At 71.1% G+C, this 18,149-nt stretch carries 13 protein-coding genes; 6 read left to right on the top strand and 7 right to left on the bottom strand.

The genetic code is table 11. From position 1 onward, the window contains the following. Positions 1-166: 166 nt before the first annotated feature. Both KZ820_RS07790 and KZ820_RS07785 read right to left on the bottom strand, forming a co-directional pair. Positions 167-547, bottom strand: coding sequence for a hypothetical protein (locus tag KZ820_RS07790; RefSeq protein WP_219747964.1), 381 nt, complete (start codon positions 545-547; stop codon positions 167-169). Further along, a complete protein-coding gene (locus KZ820_RS07785) occupies positions 544-1,212 on the bottom strand; it encodes an EI24 domain-containing protein (protein ID WP_219747963.1) in 669 nt (222 codons plus the stop codon). Before KZ820_RS07785 ends, KZ820_RS07790 begins: the two co-directional genes overlap by 4 nt. Positions 1,213-1,301: 89 nt before the next feature. Between KZ820_RS07785 and KZ820_RS07780 the strand changes: the two genes are divergently transcribed. From KZ820_RS07780 to ruvA, 3 genes are all read left to right on the top strand, one after another. Beyond that, the gene (locus tag KZ820_RS07780; RefSeq protein ID WP_219747962.1) at positions 1,302-2,294 is read left to right on the top strand and encodes an adenosine kinase; all 993 of its coding nucleotides are present in this window, start codon (positions 1,302-1,304) and stop codon (positions 2,292-2,294) included. 331 nt (positions 2,295-2,625) lie between these two features. Further along, positions 2,626-5,100, top strand: a complete 2,475-nt coding sequence (locus KZ820_RS07775) for a TonB-dependent receptor (RefSeq protein ID WP_219747961.1) — start codon at positions 2,626-2,628, stop codon at positions 5,098-5,100. A gap of 226 nt (positions 5,101-5,326) precedes the next feature. Continuing rightward, positions 5,327-5,923, top strand: coding sequence for a Holliday junction branch migration protein RuvA (ruvA, locus tag KZ820_RS07770; RefSeq protein WP_219747960.1), 597 nt, complete (start codon positions 5,327-5,329; stop codon positions 5,921-5,923). Between the two features lie 251 nt (positions 5,924-6,174). On the opposite strand, the gene KZ820_RS07765 is transcribed toward ruvA, so the two are convergent. Beyond that, complete coding sequence (locus KZ820_RS07765) at positions 6,175-7,572, bottom strand: DEAD/DEAH box helicase (protein ID WP_219747959.1); 1,398 nt, start codon at positions 7,570-7,572, stop codon at positions 6,175-6,177. A gap of 262 nt (positions 7,573-7,834) precedes the next feature. On the opposite strand from KZ820_RS07765, the gene KZ820_RS07760 reads away from it, so the two are divergent. From KZ820_RS07760 to treF, 3 genes are all read left to right on the top strand, one after another. After that, positions 7,835-9,946, top strand: coding sequence for an ATP-binding protein (locus KZ820_RS07760; protein WP_219747958.1), 2,112 nt, complete (start codon positions 7,835-7,837; stop codon positions 9,944-9,946). Positions 9,947-10,014: 68 nt separating this feature from the next. Continuing rightward, positions 10,015-11,016: a fumarylacetoacetate hydrolase family protein gene (locus KZ820_RS07755; protein ID WP_219747957.1), complete on the top strand. Its 1,002-nt coding sequence runs from the start codon at positions 10,015-10,017 to the stop codon at positions 11,014-11,016. A 146-nt stretch (positions 11,017-11,162) separates the two neighbouring features. After that, the gene (treF, locus tag KZ820_RS07750) at positions 11,163-12,737 is read left to right on the top strand and encodes an alpha,alpha-trehalase TreF (RefSeq protein WP_308462156.1); all 1,575 of its coding nucleotides are present in this window, start codon (positions 11,163-11,165) and stop codon (positions 12,735-12,737) included. Positions 12,738-12,746: 9 nt separating this feature from the next. Here the strand turns inward: treF and KZ820_RS07745 are convergent, their stop codons facing one another. From KZ820_RS07745 to KZ820_RS07730, 4 genes are all read right to left on the bottom strand, one after another. Next, positions 12,747-13,037: a hypothetical protein gene (locus KZ820_RS07745; RefSeq protein WP_219747956.1), complete on the bottom strand. Its 291-nt coding sequence runs from the start codon at positions 13,035-13,037 to the stop codon at positions 12,747-12,749. 136 nt (positions 13,038-13,173) lie between these two features. Further along, entirely contained in the window at positions 13,174-14,067 is an 894-nt protein-coding gene (locus tag KZ820_RS07740) for a DUF535 family protein (RefSeq protein WP_219747955.1), read from the bottom strand. A 183-nt stretch (positions 14,068-14,250) separates the two neighbouring features. Further along, a complete protein-coding gene (locus KZ820_RS07735; RefSeq protein ID WP_219747954.1) occupies positions 14,251-14,694 on the bottom strand; it encodes a BLUF domain-containing protein in 444 nt (147 codons plus the stop codon). A gap of 88 nt (positions 14,695-14,782) precedes the next feature. After that, complete coding sequence (locus tag KZ820_RS07730) at positions 14,783-18,115, bottom strand: error-prone DNA polymerase (RefSeq protein WP_219747953.1); 3,333 nt, start codon at positions 18,113-18,115, stop codon at positions 14,783-14,785. Positions 18,116-18,149 lie beyond the last annotated feature (34 nt).

Genomic DNA, 18,149 nt, shown 5'->3' with positions numbered 1-18,149 from the left:
CGCCGGCCGAAGGTCGGGGGTGGAGGGGGCTCTCCCCGCAGCGCAGCGCCTGCTGAAGCCCCCCTCCACCAGCCTGCGGCTGATCCACCCCCCGTACCGGGGAGGATCTGCTTGCGCCGCAAGGGTGAGGTAAGCCCTAGCTCTCGCGCTCTACGACCGACCCGCGCTATTTCCCCCCGTCGCGTCGCGCCAGTGCCGCCACGCAACTGGCGCGGTCGATCGAGCGGCCGTCGCGCTGGCGCGAGTCGACCCAGGTCACCTTGGCCTCGCCGCTGCCCCCGCTGGGCGGGTAGAGATAGGCGTCGAGGATGCAGATCGCGCTGGAGAATTGCAGCTTGCGGGCGGTGCCCTCACGGACGTCGGCGTCGGGCGGGCCGAAGCTGCGCACCAGCGCGGTGGCGTCCTGCCCGATGACGCTCTCCAGCCCCACGCTGGGCAGCGCCGCCGCGACCGGCTGCGGCCGCGGCGCGGTGGCGGGCGCCGTCGCGGTACAACCGGCGATCGCGAGCGCGGGGAGCAGCGCGGCGACACGGCGGGACGGGATCATCGACGGGCTCCGTGGTACAGGTGCGTCGCCATCGCCGCGCCGAGCACGGGGGCGAGGACGTTGAGCAGCGGAACCACGAACAGCGTGGTGCCGGCAAGCCCCAGCACGAGGCGCCGTCCGCCGGTCGCCGCGCGCCAGTCTCGCATCGCCGCGCGCGGCAGGTGGCGCGCCGCCACCATGTCGCCGAGGTCGCGCCCGAGCAGCCACGCGTTGACCAGGAAGAACAGCGCCGCGGTGCCGATCCCGGTGACCAGCAGCGCGAGATAGACCGGCAGCAGCAGCAGGTTGACCAGGACGAAGCGCGTCGCCGAGCCGAGGCCCATCGTCAGCCCGCGTGCCAGGGGCACGTCGCGCGCTTCCGTCGCCGCCGCGGGATAGTGGCGCCGCTCGACCGCCGCGACGATGCGGTCGGCGAACAGCCCGACCACCAGGATCGCGATCGCGCGGAACAGCAGCCAGAAGGCCAGCGCTGTCACCACCGCCGCTGCCAGCCCCGCCATCGCGCCGTGATAGGCCCAACCCGCCAAGGCGGCGTCGACCAGCCACCACAGGCCGAGCGCCAGCGCCGCGAACAGCGCGAGCGTCACCGCCAGCGACTGCGCCAGCACGCGCAGCACCGGCGGGTCGCCGAGCTGACCGATCGAGAGCAGCAGCGCGCGCAGCATCGTCGCGCAGCGATGCGCCCTGCGCCGCGGTTGCGCAAGCCGCGGGCGGCGGATAGGCGGGCGCTTTCCCGGACAGCAGGATCTTCCCCTTGACCGAACCCCGTTACGACGTCGTCGCGATCGGCAACGCCATCGTCGACATCCTCTCGCCCGCGAGCGACACCTTCGTCGCCGAGAACGGCATGACCAAGGGAGCGATGGCACTGGTCTTCTCGCCCGAGGAAGCGGACTCGCTGTACGCCAAGATGGGGCCGGGGCAGGAAGTGTCGGGCGGCTCGGCGGCGAACACGATCGCAGGCATGGCGGCGCTGGGCGCGTCCTGCGCCTTCATCGGCCAGGTCGCCGACGACCAGCTCGGCGACGTCTTCGCGCACGACATCCGCGCCGCGGGCATCCGCTTCGACACCGCCGCGCGCGCCGGCGCGCCGACCACCGGCCGCTGCCTGATCTTCGTCACGCCCGACGGGCAGCGCACGATGAACACCTTCCTCGGCGCCTCGCACTATTTGCCCGAGGCGGCGCTGGACCGCGCGCTGATCGCGGACGCGCGCTACCTCTATCTCGAGGGCTATCTGTGGGATCCGGAGGAGCCGCGCGCGGCGATGCGCGCCGCGATCGACGTCGCGCGCGCGGCGGGGCGCAAGGTGGCCTTCACCCTTTCCGCCGAGTTCGTGATCGACCGCCACCGCGCCGCCTTCCACGAGCTGATCGACGCCGGGCTGATCGACCTGCTGTTCGCGAACGAGGCGGAGATCATGTCGCTGACCGAGACGGGCGACGTCGAGGCGGCGATCGCGGCGGTGAGGGAGAAGGTGCCGTTGGTCGTCGTCACGCTGAGCGAGCGCGGCGCCACCGCGATCGCGGGCGACGAGCGCGTGACGGTGCCGGCGCAGCCGATCGACAAGGTGGTCGACACCACCGGCGCGGGCGACCTTTTCGCGGCGGGCTTCCTGTTCGGCCAGGCGCGCGGCAAGTCGCTCGAGGCATCGCTGACGCTGGGCGCGATCTGCGCCGCCGAGGTGATCCAGCATTTCGGCGCGCGCCCGATCGTCGACCTGAAGGCGATCACCGCTTCGGTGTGAGGGAGGCTCAATCCTCCCCTGGAAGGGGAGGTGGCAGCGCGCATCGCTGACGGAGGGGCGTCCCCGGTAGTGACTCCAGCGACCCTCGCCGGCCGGGTCACCCCTCCGTCAGGCCTGCGGCCTGCCACCGCCCCTTGCAGGGGAGGATCTTGATGCGGCCAGCCCGCACTTTCGTACCGTCTCCAAGAGCTAGGGACGAGAGAGAGCCATTGCCCCACTCACCTCCCCCCGCATGTCATTGAACTGACCCAGTAACGTCATCGCGCCGCAAGATGACGCTCCCACAGCGCGCCACAGACGGGCGGATCAGCGCCTGCTGGGGAACGATCACATGAACCGTACCATGCTGCTCGCAGGCGCGGCCGCGCTTGCCCTTCCGGTGGCGCCTGCCGCGGCGCAGGACTCGCAGATCGTGCGCGACGGCACGGGCGTCGCGCCCGCGACCGCCGCCGCGCCCGCGGACCCGGCGCCCGGTACCGAAGCGGACCAGGCGGCGACCGACGCCGCCACCGACGTCGTCGTCACCGGCGCGGTGACCCGCTCGGTCACGCAGATCGGCAACGTCGAGATCCAGAAGATCCTGCCCGGCATCAGCCCGCTCAAGGCGCTGCAGACGCTGCCCGGCGTCACCTATCTGACCGCCGATCCGTGGGGCAACAACGAGCAGAACATCTCGCTCTTCATCCACGGCTTCAACGCGCAGCAGCTCGGCTACACGCTCGACGGCGTCCCGCTCGGCGATCAGCAATACGGCAATTACAACGGGCTGAGCCCGCAGCGCGCGATCATCTCGGAGAACGTCGGCCGCGTCACGCTGGCCTCGGGCGCGGGTGACCTCGGCACTGCCTCGACCAGCAATCTCGGCGGCACGATTGACACCTTCTCGAGCGACCCGCGCGCCGACTTCGGCCTCACCGCGGCGCAGACCGTCGGCAGCTACCAGGCGACACGCTCCTATCTCCGCCTCGACAGCGGCGACATCGGGCAGAACACGCGGCTCTATGTCTCGGGCGTGCGCCAGCGCGCGCGGGCGTGGGACTTCAACGGTTACCAGAACGGCTGGCAGGGCAATGCCAAGCTGGTGCACGACGACAGCCACGGCAAGCTGACCGCCTATTTCGCTTATTCGGACAAGACCGAGCCCAACGAAGACGCCACCGTGGTCGCGGCCAACCAGGCGTTCCAGCCCTATATCCGGCCGTTCCTCTACTCGGACCTGGCCAACACGCTGAAGTATTTCAACAATCAATATGCCTATAACGGCGCGCCCAGCTATGCCGCGGCGGGCAGCAACTACAGCAACTATTACGGCGGCGCGCTGCGCACCGACTATCTCGGCTACGCCAAATACGACTGGCGCGCCACCGACCGGGTGACCTGGTCGAACCAGGTGTATTTCCACCACAATGACGGCGTCGGCATCATCGCGGGCCCGATCACCGCCGCCGGCCTGCCGCTGCTGTTCTCTTATTATTACCCGGGCGCGGCCGGCAGCAGCCCGACCTCGCCGACCAACCTCGCGCGGCTGTCGACGATCTTCGGCAATTCAGGGCTGGCGACGCGCACCACCGAATATCGCATCGATCGCTACGGCGGCCTGTCGACGCTCAAGATCGAGCTCGGCAACCATCAGATCGAGCTGGGCGGCTGGTACGAGCGGCAGAGCTCATCGAGCTATCGCCGCTGGTACGCCTTCGACATCAACGACCCCAGCTCGGTCTACCGCCGTCCCAACAGCTACGCCGACCCGCTGATCACGCAGTACGGCAGCGAGGTGCGCGTCGAGGAGATCCAGACGCATATCCAGGACGCGTGGCAGGTCGTGCCGACATTGCTGGTGCAGGCGGGCTTCAAGAGCACCTTCCAGAAGGCGCGCCAGGCGGTGCCGGTGCAGCCGATCCCGGGCTCGTTCACCGGCTCGCGCGAACTGCCGGTCGGTCGCCTCAACACCGACGAATGGTTCCTGCCCCAGGCGGGCGTGCTCTGGGACGTCACCGCGAGCGAGCAGGTGTTCGTCAACGCGCAGAAGAACATCCGCCAGTTCCAGACGAGCGCGGCGGCGGGCCTGTCGCCCTTCGCGCTGGGCAGCCAGACGCTGTTCGAAGCGTTCAAGGATCAGACCAAGCCCGAGACGAGCTGGACCTACGAGGGCGGCGTGCGCACCCGCCGCGCGCTCGCTCTCGGCCCGATCACCGGCTTCGAGGGCCAGATCAGCTATTATCACGTCGATTTCTCGAACCGGCTGCTGGGCGTCAGCCCGACCCAGACGATCAGCGCGGTGGCGAGCGGCGCGACCATCCTCGCCAACGTCGGCAGCGTGACCACCGATGGCGTCGACGTCGCCGGCACGCTGCGCTTCGGCGACACGGTCTCGCTGTACAACGCGGTCTCGTACAACAACTCGCGCTACGACAATGATTACACCGTCGGCGCGGCGCAGACGGTGGTGCCGACCGCGGGTAAGAAGGTGCCGGGCTCGCCCGAGTGGCTCAACAAGACGGTGGCCACGCTGCGCACCGACGGCGTCGAGCTGCAGCTGATCGGCGACTATATCGGCAAGCGCTACGCCACTTATACCAACGATTTGAGCGTGAAGGGCTATTTCACGCTGTCCGGCCGCGTCGGCTTCGACATGCCGCTGTCGGGCGAGGGGCTGGCGAAGAAGCTGGGGGTGAGCCTCAACGTCACCAACATCACCGACCAGCGCGGCGCCAGCACGATCAGCATCGGCGCCGCGAGCGGGACGTACAATTTCTTCCCGGTCGCGCCGCGTCAGGTGTTCGCCACCATCACCGCGGGCTTCTGAGGGGGGCGACCGTCTCTCTCGCTCCGTCGTCCCGGACCTGTTCCGGGATCCACCGTGCCGCATACGCAAGAGGCGTCGCTCATGCGGACGAGTGGATCCCGGACCAAGTCCGGGATGACGGTGGTGGGAGAACGTGGGGCGCGATCGGCCCCTTGGAGCCGACCGAGGGAGCGGTCGATCGTCACCCCCATCGACGGCTGGCCCGGCATCGCCTAACGCCGCGCGCATGATCGCGCATCTCAAGGGGCTGGTCGCGTCGACCGGGATCGACCACGCGGTGATCGAGGTCGCGGGGGTCGGCTATCTCGTCGGCGCCTCGGCGCGGACGCTCGCGGCGCTGCCGCCCGCGGGCGAGGCCTGCCTCGTCCACACCGAGCTGCTGGTGGGCGAGGATTTCCTGCGGCTGGTCGGCTTCGCCAGCGCGGCCGAGCGCGACTGGTTCCGGCTGCTCACCGGCGTGCAGGGGGTGGGCGCGCGCGTCGCGCTGGCGATCCTCTCGGCGCTCGAGCCCAACGATCTCAGCCGCGCGGTGATGGCGCAGGACAAAGCGACGGTCGCGCGCGCCAACGGCGTCGGCCCGAAATTGGCCGAGCGGATCGTGCGCGAGCTCAAGGACAAGGTCGGCGGCGTGGCGCTCGGCCCCGCCGCGGCGGCGCAGGTGGTGCCCGCGGGGGCGAGCGCCGACGCGGTGTCGGCGCTGCTCAACCTCGGCTTCCGCCCCGCCGAGGCGAGCGCCGCGGTCGCCGCAGCGGAAGAGGAGCTGGGCGCGAGCGCCGGGCTCGACGCGCTGGTGCGGCTGGCGCTGCGCAAAGCGGCGAAATAGCGGGAGCGGGCACCTTCATGAATCCTCCCCTGCAAGGGGAGGTGGCGCGCGTAGCGCGACGGAGGGGTATCGCCGCTGGTGAGTCCGTCGACGTTCACCGGCCGGATCGCTCCTTCGTCAGGCGTTCGGCCTGCCAGTGCGGGCGAGATCGTGTCCCCCGGACACGATCTTGGCTTGCTGAGGGGCAAGCCAAAGCCCGCACTCCCCTCGCAGGGGATGATCGACTCACCTCTCAGAACGTCACTTTCGCCTCACCGGCCCGCGGGCGCTCCCGCACCGCCGCCGGCACCCCGGCCGCGGCCGCCGCGACGACGGCGGTTGCCGCCGCCGTTGCCACCCGCCGGACCGGCGCTCGCGTTGGCGTAGTTGCGGCCCTGCGGCGAACCCGCGGTCGGGCGCGGCGCATGCGTCGCCTTGGGGCGCGCCGGCGGGCGCCCGCCGCGCGGACGGTCCTCGCGCGGCGCGGGGTCCGCGCCGATCGCCTTTACGCGCTCGCTCTTGAGCTGCTCGGCGCGGCGCAGGAAGTCCTCGGGCAGCGCGGCCTGGGTGACCTTCTGGCGGGTCAGCTTCTCGATGTCCTTGAGGTAGGGCCGCTCGTCGTCCGCGCAGAAGGCGATCGCCTCGCCGCTGCGCCCGGCGCGCGCGGTGCGGCCGATGCGATGGACATACTGCTCGGGCACGTTGGGCAGCTCGAAGTTGAACACATGGCTCACCCCCGAGACGTCGATGCCGCGCGCGGCGATGTCGGTGGCGACCAGGATCGGCACCTCGCCCGCCTTGAACGCCGCCAAAGCGCGCTCGCGCTGCGGCTGCGACTTGTTGCCGTGGATCGCGTTGGCGGCGATGCCGTTGCCCGCGAGCAACTTCACGACGCGGTCGGCGCCGTGCTTGGTGCGCGTGAACACCAGCGCGCGGTCGATCTTGGTCTCGCGCAACAGGATGGTGAGCAGCGCCTGCTTCTCGGTCTGGTTGCAGAAGATCACCGACTGGTCGACGCGCTCCGCGGTGGTCGACTGCGGCACCACCGAGACGGTCGCCGGATCGGTCAGGAACTGGTCGGCGAGCTGGCGGATCGACGGCGGCATCGTCGCCGAGAAGAACAGCGACTGGCGCTTGCGCGGCAGCATGCGCACGATCTTCTTGAGCGCGTGGATGAAGCCGAGGTCGAGCATCTGGTCGGCCTCGTCGAGCACCAGGATCTCGAGCATCGACAGGTTGAGGAAGCCCTGCTCGATCACGTCGATCAGGCGACCCGGCGTGGCGACAAGGATATCGACGCCGCGCGCGACGTCGTTGCGGTTCTTGGCGATGCTGGTGCCGCCGAACACGGTCGCCACCGACATCTTGGAGAACTGGCCGTAGCCGCGCGCCGACTCGGCGATCTGGCTGGCGAGCTCGCGCGTCGGCGCCAGCACCAGCATGCGGCAGTGCGTCGGCAGCACGCGCTTGTTCGCCTCGGACAGGCGCTGGATCGACGGCAGCACGAACGCCGCGGTCTTGCCGGTGCCGGTCTGCGCGATGCCGAGCAGGTCCTTGCCCTCGAGCAGCAGCGGGATGCTGTCGCGCTGAATGGGGGTGGGCTCGCTATAGCCCTTGGCCTCGAGCGCGCGGACGAGCGGCTCGGCCAGGCCGAGATGGGAGAATGACATGTGAGAATCCTGCGAAACAGGCCCACCGCGCGCCACGGGGACGCACGGGTGGCGGGGGGAGAATGACGCCCCGCGTGACTTGGGAAGCCCTGAAACAACAACCGGGACGGAGCCTGAACCCGCGAGGGCCCGATCACGCTGCATACGTCTCGATGCGGCGCAGATGGCGCAGGTGCAGCAAAAAGTCAAGGTCGCGGCGTTGAACCCCTGGCCCATGATGGTGTTTGGACGGGGGTGACCTTCCCCGAGCAGCCTCTCTGACATGACCCAACCACCCGTATCGACGCCGCGCCCACGCGCGCCCGCCGAGGCGCCCAGCATCGGGCGCTGGGACTGGGACATCCGCGCCGATCGCGTCACCTCCGATATCGGCTTCGCCGCGCTGTACGGCGTCGCCCCCGAGCTGGCGCGCGACGGCGCGCCGATCGCCGACTTCTTCGGCGGCATCCATCCCGACGACCTGCCGCGCGTGCGTGAGGCGATCGATCACAGCATCGCCAGCGGTGCGCCGTTCGAGGCCGAGTACCGCCTCGTCGACGCGGACGGACGGACGCGCTGGGTCGCGGCGCAGGGGCGAGTCGACCGCGATGCCGAGGGCGCGCCGGTCCACTTCCCCGGCGTCAGCTTCGACATCGACCAGCGCAAGCGCGCCGAGCTGCGCCTCGCCGCGCTGGTCGAGCTGGGCGACCGGCTGCGCGAGCCCGGCGACGCCGGCGACCTCGCGCTCGCCGCCGCCAAGGTGCTGGGCCGCGCCCTCGACGTCAGCCGCGCCGGCTATGGCGTCGTCGACGCGGCGGCGGAGACGATCACCACCGAACGCGCCTTCTGCGGGCCGGGCATCGATCCGCTGCCCGCGGTACTGCACTTCCGCGACTATGGCTCGTACATCGAGGATCTGAAGCGCGGCGTCACCGTCGCGATCGAGGACGTGCGGCTCGACCCGCGTACGCGCGACACCGCGGAGGGGCTGCGCCAGCTCGCCGCCATGTCGTTCATCAACATGCCGGTGACCGAGCAGGGCGGCTTCGTCGCGCTGTTGTACCTCAACCACGCGCACCCGCGTCGATGGACCGACGAGGAACAGGCGTTCGTTCGCGAGGTGGCCGAGCGCACACGCGACGCGGTCGAGCGCCGCCGCGCCGAGCGGGAGCTGGCCGATCTCACCGCGCATCTCGAGCAGGAGGTGGAGGCGCGCACCTCCGAGCTGATGCGCGCCGAGGAGCAGCTGCGCCAGGCGCAGAAGATGGAGGCGGTGGGCCAGCTCACCGGCGGGCTGGCGCACGACTTCAACAATCTGCTCACCGGCATCTCGGGCGCGCTGGAGATGATCCAGGTGCGCGTGGCGCAGGGCCGCGTCGCCGAGCTCGATCGCTACGTCACCGCGGCGCAGGGCGCGACGCGGCGCGCGGCGGCGCTGACTCACCGGCTGCTCGCTTTCTCGCGCCGCCAGACGCTCGACCCGCGCCCGACCGACGTCAACCGGCTGGTCAGCGACATGGAGGATCTGGTCCGCCGCACCGTCGGGCCGGCGATCACGCTGGAAGTGGTCGGCGCCGCCGGGCTGTGGGACGCGCTGGTCGACCCCAACCAGCTCGAGAACGCGCTGCTCAACCTGTGCATCAACGCGCGCGACGCGATGCCCGAGGGCGGGCGGATCACGATCGAGACCGCCAACCGCTGGCTCGACGAGAGAGGGGGACGTGAGCGCGACCTGCCGCCCGGCCAGTATCTCTCGCTCTGCGTCAGCGACACCGGCACGGGCATGACGCCCGAGGTGCAGGCGCGCGCCTTCGACCCCTTCTACACCACCAAGCCGCTGGGCGAGGGCACCGGGCTGGGCCTGTCGATGATCTACGGCTTCGCGCGCCAGTCGGGCGGGCAGGCGCGGATCTACAGCGAGGTCGGGCAGGGGACGACCCTGTGCATCTATCTGCCGCGGTATTACGGCGACGCCGGCGGCGAGGAGGAGGCGGCGCTGCCGCTCGACCAGGCGCCGGCGGCGCAGGGCACGCCGGTGGTGCTGGTGGTCGACGACGAGCCGACGATCCGCATGCTGGTGGTCGAGGTGCTTGCCGGGCTGGGCTATGCCACGCTGGAGGCGGGCGACGGCGCCGCGGCGCTGCGGCTGCTCGGCGCGGGCGCGCGGCCCGACCTGCTGGTGACCGACGTCGGCCTGCCCGGCCAGATGAACGGCCGCCAGGTCGCCGACGCCGCGCTGGCGCTGATGCCCGCGCTGAAGGTGCTGTTCATCACCGGCTACGCCGAGAATGCGGTGATCGGCGGCGGGCAGCTCGCGCCCAACATGGGGCTGCTCACCAAGCCGTTCGCGATGGAGGCACTGGCGGGCAAGGTGCGCGCGCTGCTGGCGGGGTGATCGGCGCGGGCGCGAGGGTGGCGCGCCGCGCGCTTCCGCGATACGCCTGATGCGGAGAGGAGCAGCGCATGAAACTCGCCAGCCTGAAAGAGGGGCGCGACGGTCGCCTCGTCGTGGTCTCGGACGACCTCGCCTGGTACGCCGACGCGGCGCACCTCTGTCCCACGCTCCAGGCCGCGCTCGACGACTGGGAGCGCGTCGCCCCCACGCTCGAGCTGCTCGCCACCGACTTGCGCAACGAGGCGATCCCGCGCGCGCGCTTCCACGAGCATGACGCCGCCGCGCCGCTGCCGCGCGCCTACCAATGGGCCGACGGTTCGGCCTATGTGAACCATGTCGCGCTGGTGCGGCAGGCGCGCAGCGCCGAGCTGCCCGAGAGCTACTGGCACGATCCCCTGCTCTATCAGGGCGGGTCGGACTCCTTCCTCGGCGCACGCGACCCGATCGCGCTCGCCGACGAGAGCTGGGACGCCGACTTCGAGGCCGAAGTCGTCGTCGTCACCGGCGACGTGCCGCAGGGCACGACACGCGACGCCGCACTCGGGCTGATCCGGCTGGTGGGGCTGACCAACGACGTGTCGCTGCGCGGGCTGATTGCGGACGAGGTGGCGAAGGGCTTCGGCTTCTTCCAGTCCAAGCCCGCCTCGTCCTTCTCGCCGGTGTTCGTGACCCCCGAGTCGCTCGGCGCGTGGTGGCAGGGCGGCAAGCTCCACCGCCGGCTGATGGTGGAGCGCAACGGCCAGCCGTTCGGCCGTGCCGAGGCGGGTGAGGACATGACCTTCGACTTCGGCGCGCTGATCGCACACGCGGCGCGGACCCGCCGGCTCGGCGCGGGCACGATCATCGGCTCGGGCACCGTCTCCAACCGCGACGCCGAGGGCGGCCCCGGTCGCCCGATCGGCGAGGGCGGGGTGGGCTATTCCTGCATCGCCGAGCAGCGCGCAGTGGAGACGCTGCGCGGCGGCGGGGCGACCACGCCGTTCCTGCGCCGCGGCGACACGGTGCGGATCTGGGCCGAGGACGATCGCCACCACACCATCTTCGGCGCGATCGAGCAGGTGGTGGAGTGAGCGGTCGGGACGTTGGCGGGTCGGCGGCGCGCGGTTGCCGCAGGAGCGCCGACGTTCCCCTCTCCCGCGCCGTGCTCCTGCGAAGGCAGGAGCCCAGCGCCAAGCGATACCTCGGGCCGCGACGTGCGGATCGCCCGCGCTCCCGCGTGCGCGAGAGCACCATGGTGGCCGCCGGGCTGGCGCTCGCGCTGTTGTCCGCCGTCGCTGCTGCCCAGACGACGGCCGCGATCTCCGCGCCCGCCGCTCCTGCCGCGACGGCTCGCGCCTATCCCGCCTCGCCGGCCGAGCTGTTCGGCGCGCTGTTCGACCAGGTGCAGCGCCGCCGGCTCTTCCCCGACGGCAAGACCTTCGCCGACGCCACGCCGAAGCGCAGCCCCGCCGCGATCATGGCCGATTATGCCAGCGCCGGTGCTCTCGACGATGCCGGGCTGCGCGCCTTCGTGCTCGCCAACTTCGACGTGCCCGAGCCGGGCCGCACCCCGCTTCCCAGCGCGGCACGGCCGCCGCTGGCCGAGCACATTCGCGCGCTGTGGCCGCAGCTCACAAGGCCGCCGCTGAGCCCGCCGCCGGGTTCCTCCGCGCTCGCGCTGCCGCACCGGTATGTCGTGCCGGGCGGGCGCTTCCGCGAGATGTATTACTGGGACAGCTATTTCACGATGCTCGGCCTGGAGGCCGACGGCCAGCAGCCACTCACCCGCGACATGATCGAGAACTTCGTCTCGCTCGTCGAGCGCTACGGCCACGTCCCCAACGGCACGCGGACCTATTACGTCAGCCGCTCGCAGCCGCCGTTCCTCTATCTGATGATGGGCCTGGTGCGCGACGTCGACCGCGCCACCCAGACGCGCTGGCTCGACGCCTTGCTCGCCGAGCATCGTTTCTGGATCGAGCAGCGCTCCGCGACCATGCCCGACGGCGCACGCCTCCAACACTACGGCGACGGCAAGTCGACTCCGCGCGACGAGAGCTACCGCGAGGATGTCGCGACCGGTAGGGGCGACCCGCGCGTCTACCAGGACCTGCGCGCCGGCGCGGAGAGCGGCTGGGACTATAGCTCGCGCTGGTTCGCCGACGGGCGGACGCTGCCGACGATCGACACCACCCGGATCGTTCCGGCCGATCTCAACAGCCTGCTCTACGGCATGGAGCGCGCGATCGCCGCCCGCTGTCGGGCGCTGGCGCGACCCTGCGCGGCGACGTTCGAGCGCGCCGCGACGACGCGCCAGCGGGCGATCGAGCGCTGGCTGTGGAGCGAGCGCGACGGCCGCTACGGCGACTATGACCTCGCCGCCGCGCGGCTGCGCGCCGGCGTCACCGCGGCGACCGTCTATCCCCTGTTCACCGAGGTGGCGTCGCGCTCGCGCGGCGCACGAGTCGCGCAGACGATCGAGCGCGACCTGCTCGCCGCCAACGGGCTGCGCACCACCGCCGCGGGGACCGGGCAGCAGTGGGACAAGCCGAACGGCTGGGCGCCGCTGCAATGGATCGCGGTGGAGGGGCTGCGTCGCTACGGCGCCGAGCGCGTGGCGCGGCAGATCGGCACGCGCTTTCTCGCCACGGTCGAGCGCGAGTATCGCGCCTCGGGCAAGCTGCTCGAGAAATATGACGTCGAGGAGAGCCGCGCCGGCGGCGGCGGCGAGTATCCGACGCAGGACGGCTTCGGCTGGACCAACGGCGTCACCCGTGCGCTGCAACAGCGCTACGGGCGGGAAGGGCGATAGTCGTCTGCGTCAGCCCGCGGTCCCGCAGGGCCATTCGACCAGGACACGGCCGTTCGGAAAGGTGGTGATGCAGCCGCACTCGCTGCAGTCGCAGATCAGCTCGACCGTCTGGAGCCGGCGCTCGCCGCGCTTCACCGTCTTGGCCTCGAACTTGAGCGCGCCCTCGGGGAGTTCGCCGAGCCCGACGGCGCCGCGGAAGATCGTGGCCAATTCGTCGAGCCGCTCCTTGATCTCGCTCGACAGACGCGTGACGCGCGCCGATTCGGACTCGTCGAGCTCGTGTTGACGCTGTTCTGTCATGATCGCCTCCAGTGTTGACGCTGGAACGAGCAAGACGCTGCGCTTTCGCATTGACTAAGTCAATCGGACGAGTCGACCCGAGGCGAGGGTAAATCTTACATTATACTGCGCCACCCCGGTTAAGCGCCGCACTTCTCTACAGAGGTGCCGCGACGAGATCGGTGCGCCCCGTCGCCGCCGCGAGCGCGGCGAGCATCTCGGCGCGAAGGGCGGCGCGCATACGGCGGCGGCGCCGTGTGCGCGAGCGGTGCTTGCCCGAGACCTCGCCCTCCTCCGGTTCCTCGCGGCGCGGGTCGACCAGGAAGAAGTCGGCGGCGGTGCGCTCGCCGTCGAGCTTGGCCCAGAGCTCGTCATAGTCGAGCGAGCTCGATCGTCCGTCCACGACATAGCCTGCCGCCACCTGGGTCCGGTTCGACGGGCCCGCCAGCAGCGCCGCGCCGAGCGCCTCTGCCAGCGTCGCCGCGGCGAGCAGCAGCAGCGTCGGCGCGGCGATCTCGCCGTTCGCGCGCGCGGCGTAGCGCAGCTCCTCGCGCACCTGATAGCCGCCCTGCAGCCCGCCGACGAGCAGCACGGGCACGTCCGCGGCGCCGATCAGCGCGCCGCTCACCAGCGCGAAGGTCAGCGTGAACAGCCGCTGCCCGTCGAGCAGGAAGGCGAGCTCCACCTCACCCTCCATCGGCGCCAGCCGCGCGGGGGTTAGCAGCAGCGCATGGTGGCGACCCTCCTCGTCGTGTCGCTCCCACAGAGTGAACGGCGCCCGCCACAGCGTATCGCCGTGCGCCGCGGCGTGGCGCGCGACGAAGTCATGATGGTGGATCAGCGCGGCGAGCCGCTGGCGGCGGCTGAGCGGGGCGGCGAGATAGGCGCCGACATATTTGAACGACCCATGACGCGCGCCGGCGCCCTTGGACGCGGCGACGCCGACGCGACGCGCGCGCGACATGGCGCGTCGCAGCCGCACCTGCTCGACCGGGTGTCGCAGCAGGCCGAGCAGCTGCCGCGCGCGACGCGATGGCTTAAGCGCCGGCATGCGTGCCTCGACGATCGGAGCCCGTGCTCATCCGTTCTGTTACCCTGCGTCCCGGCTGCGATCGCGTCCGCGGCGGCCAGGGGCCGGGGTCGCGCCGCCGGGCGATGTTGCAAAGCACCGGAAAGTTCAAGCTAATTTGCTGTGGGTTGGGACGGTCGCCGGGACGCGGCACGGTCCGCCGTCTCAGCGCGGGACAAAGCCGCGGCGGCGCTCCCCGCGCCCGATCACCGCGAAGCCGATGAAGGCGGCGAGCAGGCCGGGGTCGTCAACCCCCGCGAGCGCGCGCTTGACCGTCGTGAGAAAGTCGGCCGCGGCGGGGATGTCGTCGACGCGACGATAGTCCATCCCCCAGTCGCCGAACTGGCGCGCGGCAACGGGACTGTCGCTGACAAAGCCGATCGCGTGGTGGCGCGGGTCACGCGTGATCCGTGCCATCAGCGCGCGCAGCGCGGCCTCGTCGCCCTCGATCGCCTGGATGAAGCGCGCGCCGTCGTGGAGCAGCAGGCCGGTGATGCCGGCGCCGCGGTTGCGCTCGGCCGCGGCACGGCACAGCGTCGCCGCCGCGTCGTCGGAGAGCGGCGCGGTGGCGCGGCTGATATAGACGATCTGGTGCAGGGTAGCGGCCAAGGGCGGGTCGTCCGAGGGAGAGGGCGGCGCGCGTCGGCCATCGGCACGATGACGCTAAATGCTTGTCGAAGATTGTAGATAGTTGCAGTCAGTGAAAGTCGTGGCTGGCGATCGGGATCATGTCGTCGCGCCGCTCGCGGAAGTGATAGTCGGAGCGCGGGCGCGGCTGCCATTCCTTGTCGCCGCGGTCGGGCGCGCCGGGATAGGTAGCGCCGTCGCCGCGCGCCACCAGCCGCGGCAGGTCGACGTCGCCGACCGAGCGAAGCATCGCGGTGAGGTCGGTGACTCGCTCGACGATGACGTGGATCACCGCGCCTTCCTGCTGCACGCGCCCCTTCAGGCTGACCATCGCCGACGACATCACGGTGCGGCGCTGCGCCTCGAAGCGATCGGGCCAGAGGATGCCGTTGGCGACCCCGGTCTCGTCCTCGATCGTGATGAACAGCACGCCCTTGGCCGAGCCGGGGCGCTGGCGCACCAGGATGATGCCGGCGACCTCGACCATCTTGCCATGCTTGCCGGCGAGATCGCCGCAGCGCGTGACGCGCGCGTCGTCGAGTCGCGGGCGCAGGAACTCGACCGGGTGCGCGCGCAGCGACATCTGCGTGGCGCGATAATCCTCCACTACCTCGCGGCCCTGGGTGAGCCGGGCGAGCGTCACCGGCTCCTCGCGCCGCTCGATCCCGGCGAGCAGCGGCAGCGGCGTCTCGCCCAGCCCGCGGATAGACCACAGCGCCTGGCGGCGGTCGAGCCCGAGCGCGTGGAACGCGTCGGCGCGCGCCAGTTTCTCGAGCGTCGCGAGCGGCACGCCCGAGCGGCGCCACAGGTCCTCGACCGAGCGGAACGGCTCGTGCGCGCGCGCGGTGAGGATCCGCCCGGCGTCCTCGCCCGACAGGCCGTGGATCACGCGCAGGCCGAGCCGCAGCGGGGCGAGCGGGAGGGAAGGTGAGGAGGGTTCAACCTCACCTGCGTCGCTAGCCTCAGCCCCACGCCGCGCGCTCACCCCGGACGCCGCGGGCACATCTCTCTCCACCAGCGCCGTGTCCCACTCGCTCTCCAGCACGCAGGGCGGGCGCACCTCCACGCCGTGCGCGCGCGCGTCGCGGACGATCTGCGCGGGGGCGTAGAAGCCCATCGGCTGCGCGTTGAGCAGCGCCGCGCAGAACACGTCGGGGTGGTGGCATTTCATCCACGACGAGGCGTAGGCGATCTTGGCGAAGCTGGCGGCATGGCTCTCGGGGAAGCCGTAGCTGCCGAAGCCCTCGATCTGCGCCACCAGCCGCTCGGCGAAGGCCTCGCTGATGCCGTTGCCGCGCATTCCCGCGATCAGCCGCTCGCGGAAGCGCCCGACCCCGCCGGTCAGCTTGAAGGTCGCCATCGCGCGGCGCAGCTCGTCCGCCTCGCCCGGCGTGAAGCCGCCGCCGATGATCGCCACCTGCATCGCCTGCTCCTGGAACAAGGGCACGCCCAGCGTCTTCTCCAGCACCGCGCGCAGCGCCTCGTTGGGATATTCCACCGTCTCGCGCCCCTCGCGGCGCTTGAGATAGGGGTGAACCATGTTGCCCTGGATCGGGCCCGGCCGCACGATCGCGACCTGGATGGCGATGTCGTAGAAGGTCCTGGGCTTCATCCGCGGCAGCATGCTCATCTGCGCGCGGCTCTCGATCTGGAACACGCCGAGCGTGTCGGCCTGCTGGATCATCCGGTAGGTCGCCGGGTCGTCGCCCTGCAGCGGCGGGCTGGCGAGGTCCATGTCGACGTTCTTGTGCGCGGCGAGCAGGTCGAAGGCGCGGCGCATGCAGCCCAGCATGCCGAGCCCGAGGATGTCGACCTTCATGAAGCCGAGTTCCTCGATATCGGCCTTCTCCCACTCGATCACGCGGCGGTCGACCATCGCGGCGGGCTCGATCGGGACGAGCTGGTGGAGCGGGTCGCGCGTCAGCACGAAGCCGCCGGGGTGCTGCGACAGGTGGCGCGGCGTGCCGATCAGCTGCTTGGCGAGATCGAGCGCGAGCGCCAGCCGCGGCTCGGCGGCGTCGAGGTGGAGCGCCTCGACATGCTCGGTCGGCACGCCCTCGTTCGACCAGCCCCATACCTGGCTGGCGAGCGCGCCGGTCATGTCCTCGGGCAGGCCGAGCACCTTGCCCACCTCGCGGATCGCACCGCGGGTGCGGAAGCGGCTGACCACCGCAGTGAGCGCGGCATGGTCGTGGCCGTAGCTCTCGTAGATCCACTGGATCACTTCCTCGCGCCGCTCGTGCTCGAAATCGATGTCGATGTCGGGCGGCTCGCTGCGCTCCTCCGAGATGAAGCGTTCGAACAGCAACTGGTGCTTGATCGGGTCGATCGAGGTGATGCCGAGCACGAAACAGATGATCGAATTGGCCGCGCTGCCGCGCCCCTGGCACAGGATCTGCTGCCCGCGCGCGAAGCTGACGATCGAGTTGACCGTGAGGAAATAGGGCGCATAGCCCATCCGCTCGACCAGCGTCAGCTCGTGTTCCAGCTGCTCGGCGTAGCGCGGCGGCGGCGCGGCGTCGAACAGCCGCGTCAGGGCGTCGCGCGAGAGGCGGGCGAGCGCTTCCTGCGCGCTGCGCCCGCTCATCACCAGCTCGTCGGGATATTGATATTGCAGCTCGCGCAGCGAGAAGGTGCAGCGCTCGACGATCGCCGCCGCCGCGGCGAGCGCCTCGGGCCGGTCGCGGAACAGCCGCGCCATCGCGGCCGGCGGCTTGAGGTGACGGTCGGCGCTGCGCTCGCGGCGCAGGCCGAGTTCGTCGATCGTGCACTTCTCGCGGATCGCGGTGACGACGTCCTGGAGCATGCGCTGCTCGGGCGCATGGTACAGCACGTCGCCGGTGGCGAGCGGGGTCAACCCGTGCGCGCGCGCCGCCTCGCTCAGCCGGTGCAGCCGCAATTGCTCGCCGGGGCGGCGATAGTGAGTAAGGCAGACGTGGCCGGCGTCGCCGAACAGGTCGGCCATCCAGCGCATCGGCTCTGGGTCGGGCGTGTGGCCCGGGACCAGCGCGGCGACCAGGCCCTGCGCGTGCGCGGCGACGTCCTCCCAGTGGAGGAAGCAGCGCCCCTTCTCGCCGCGCTGTGCGTCGGCGCGCGCCTTGCCGCGGCTGAGCAGTTCGGTCAGCCGCGACCAGCCGGCGCGGTCCTCGGGCCAGACCAGCAGAGAGGCGCCGTCGACCAGGTCGAGCCGGCAGCCCGGGATCGAGCGCACCTCTAGCCCGCTGTCGCGGCGCACCTGGTCGCAGGCATAGAGCGCGCGCACCACGCCCGCGACCGAGTTGCGGTCGACGATCCCGAGCGCGGGCATCCCCATCGCTGCCGCGGTGGCGACGAGCTGCTCGCACGACGAGGCGCCGCGCAGGAACGAGAAATGCGTGGTGACCTGGAGCTCGCTGTACGTCACGGGACGAACCGACTATATGAAATGGTCAGTTGGA

It is taken from the genome of Sphingomonas citri, assembly GCF_019429485.1.
Classification (GTDB): Bacteria; Pseudomonadota; Alphaproteobacteria; order Sphingomonadales; family Sphingomonadaceae; genus Sphingomonas; species Sphingomonas citri.
Note: the sequence above shows the minus strand (reverse complement) of the source record. Positions and strands in the feature narration are given on the sequence as shown.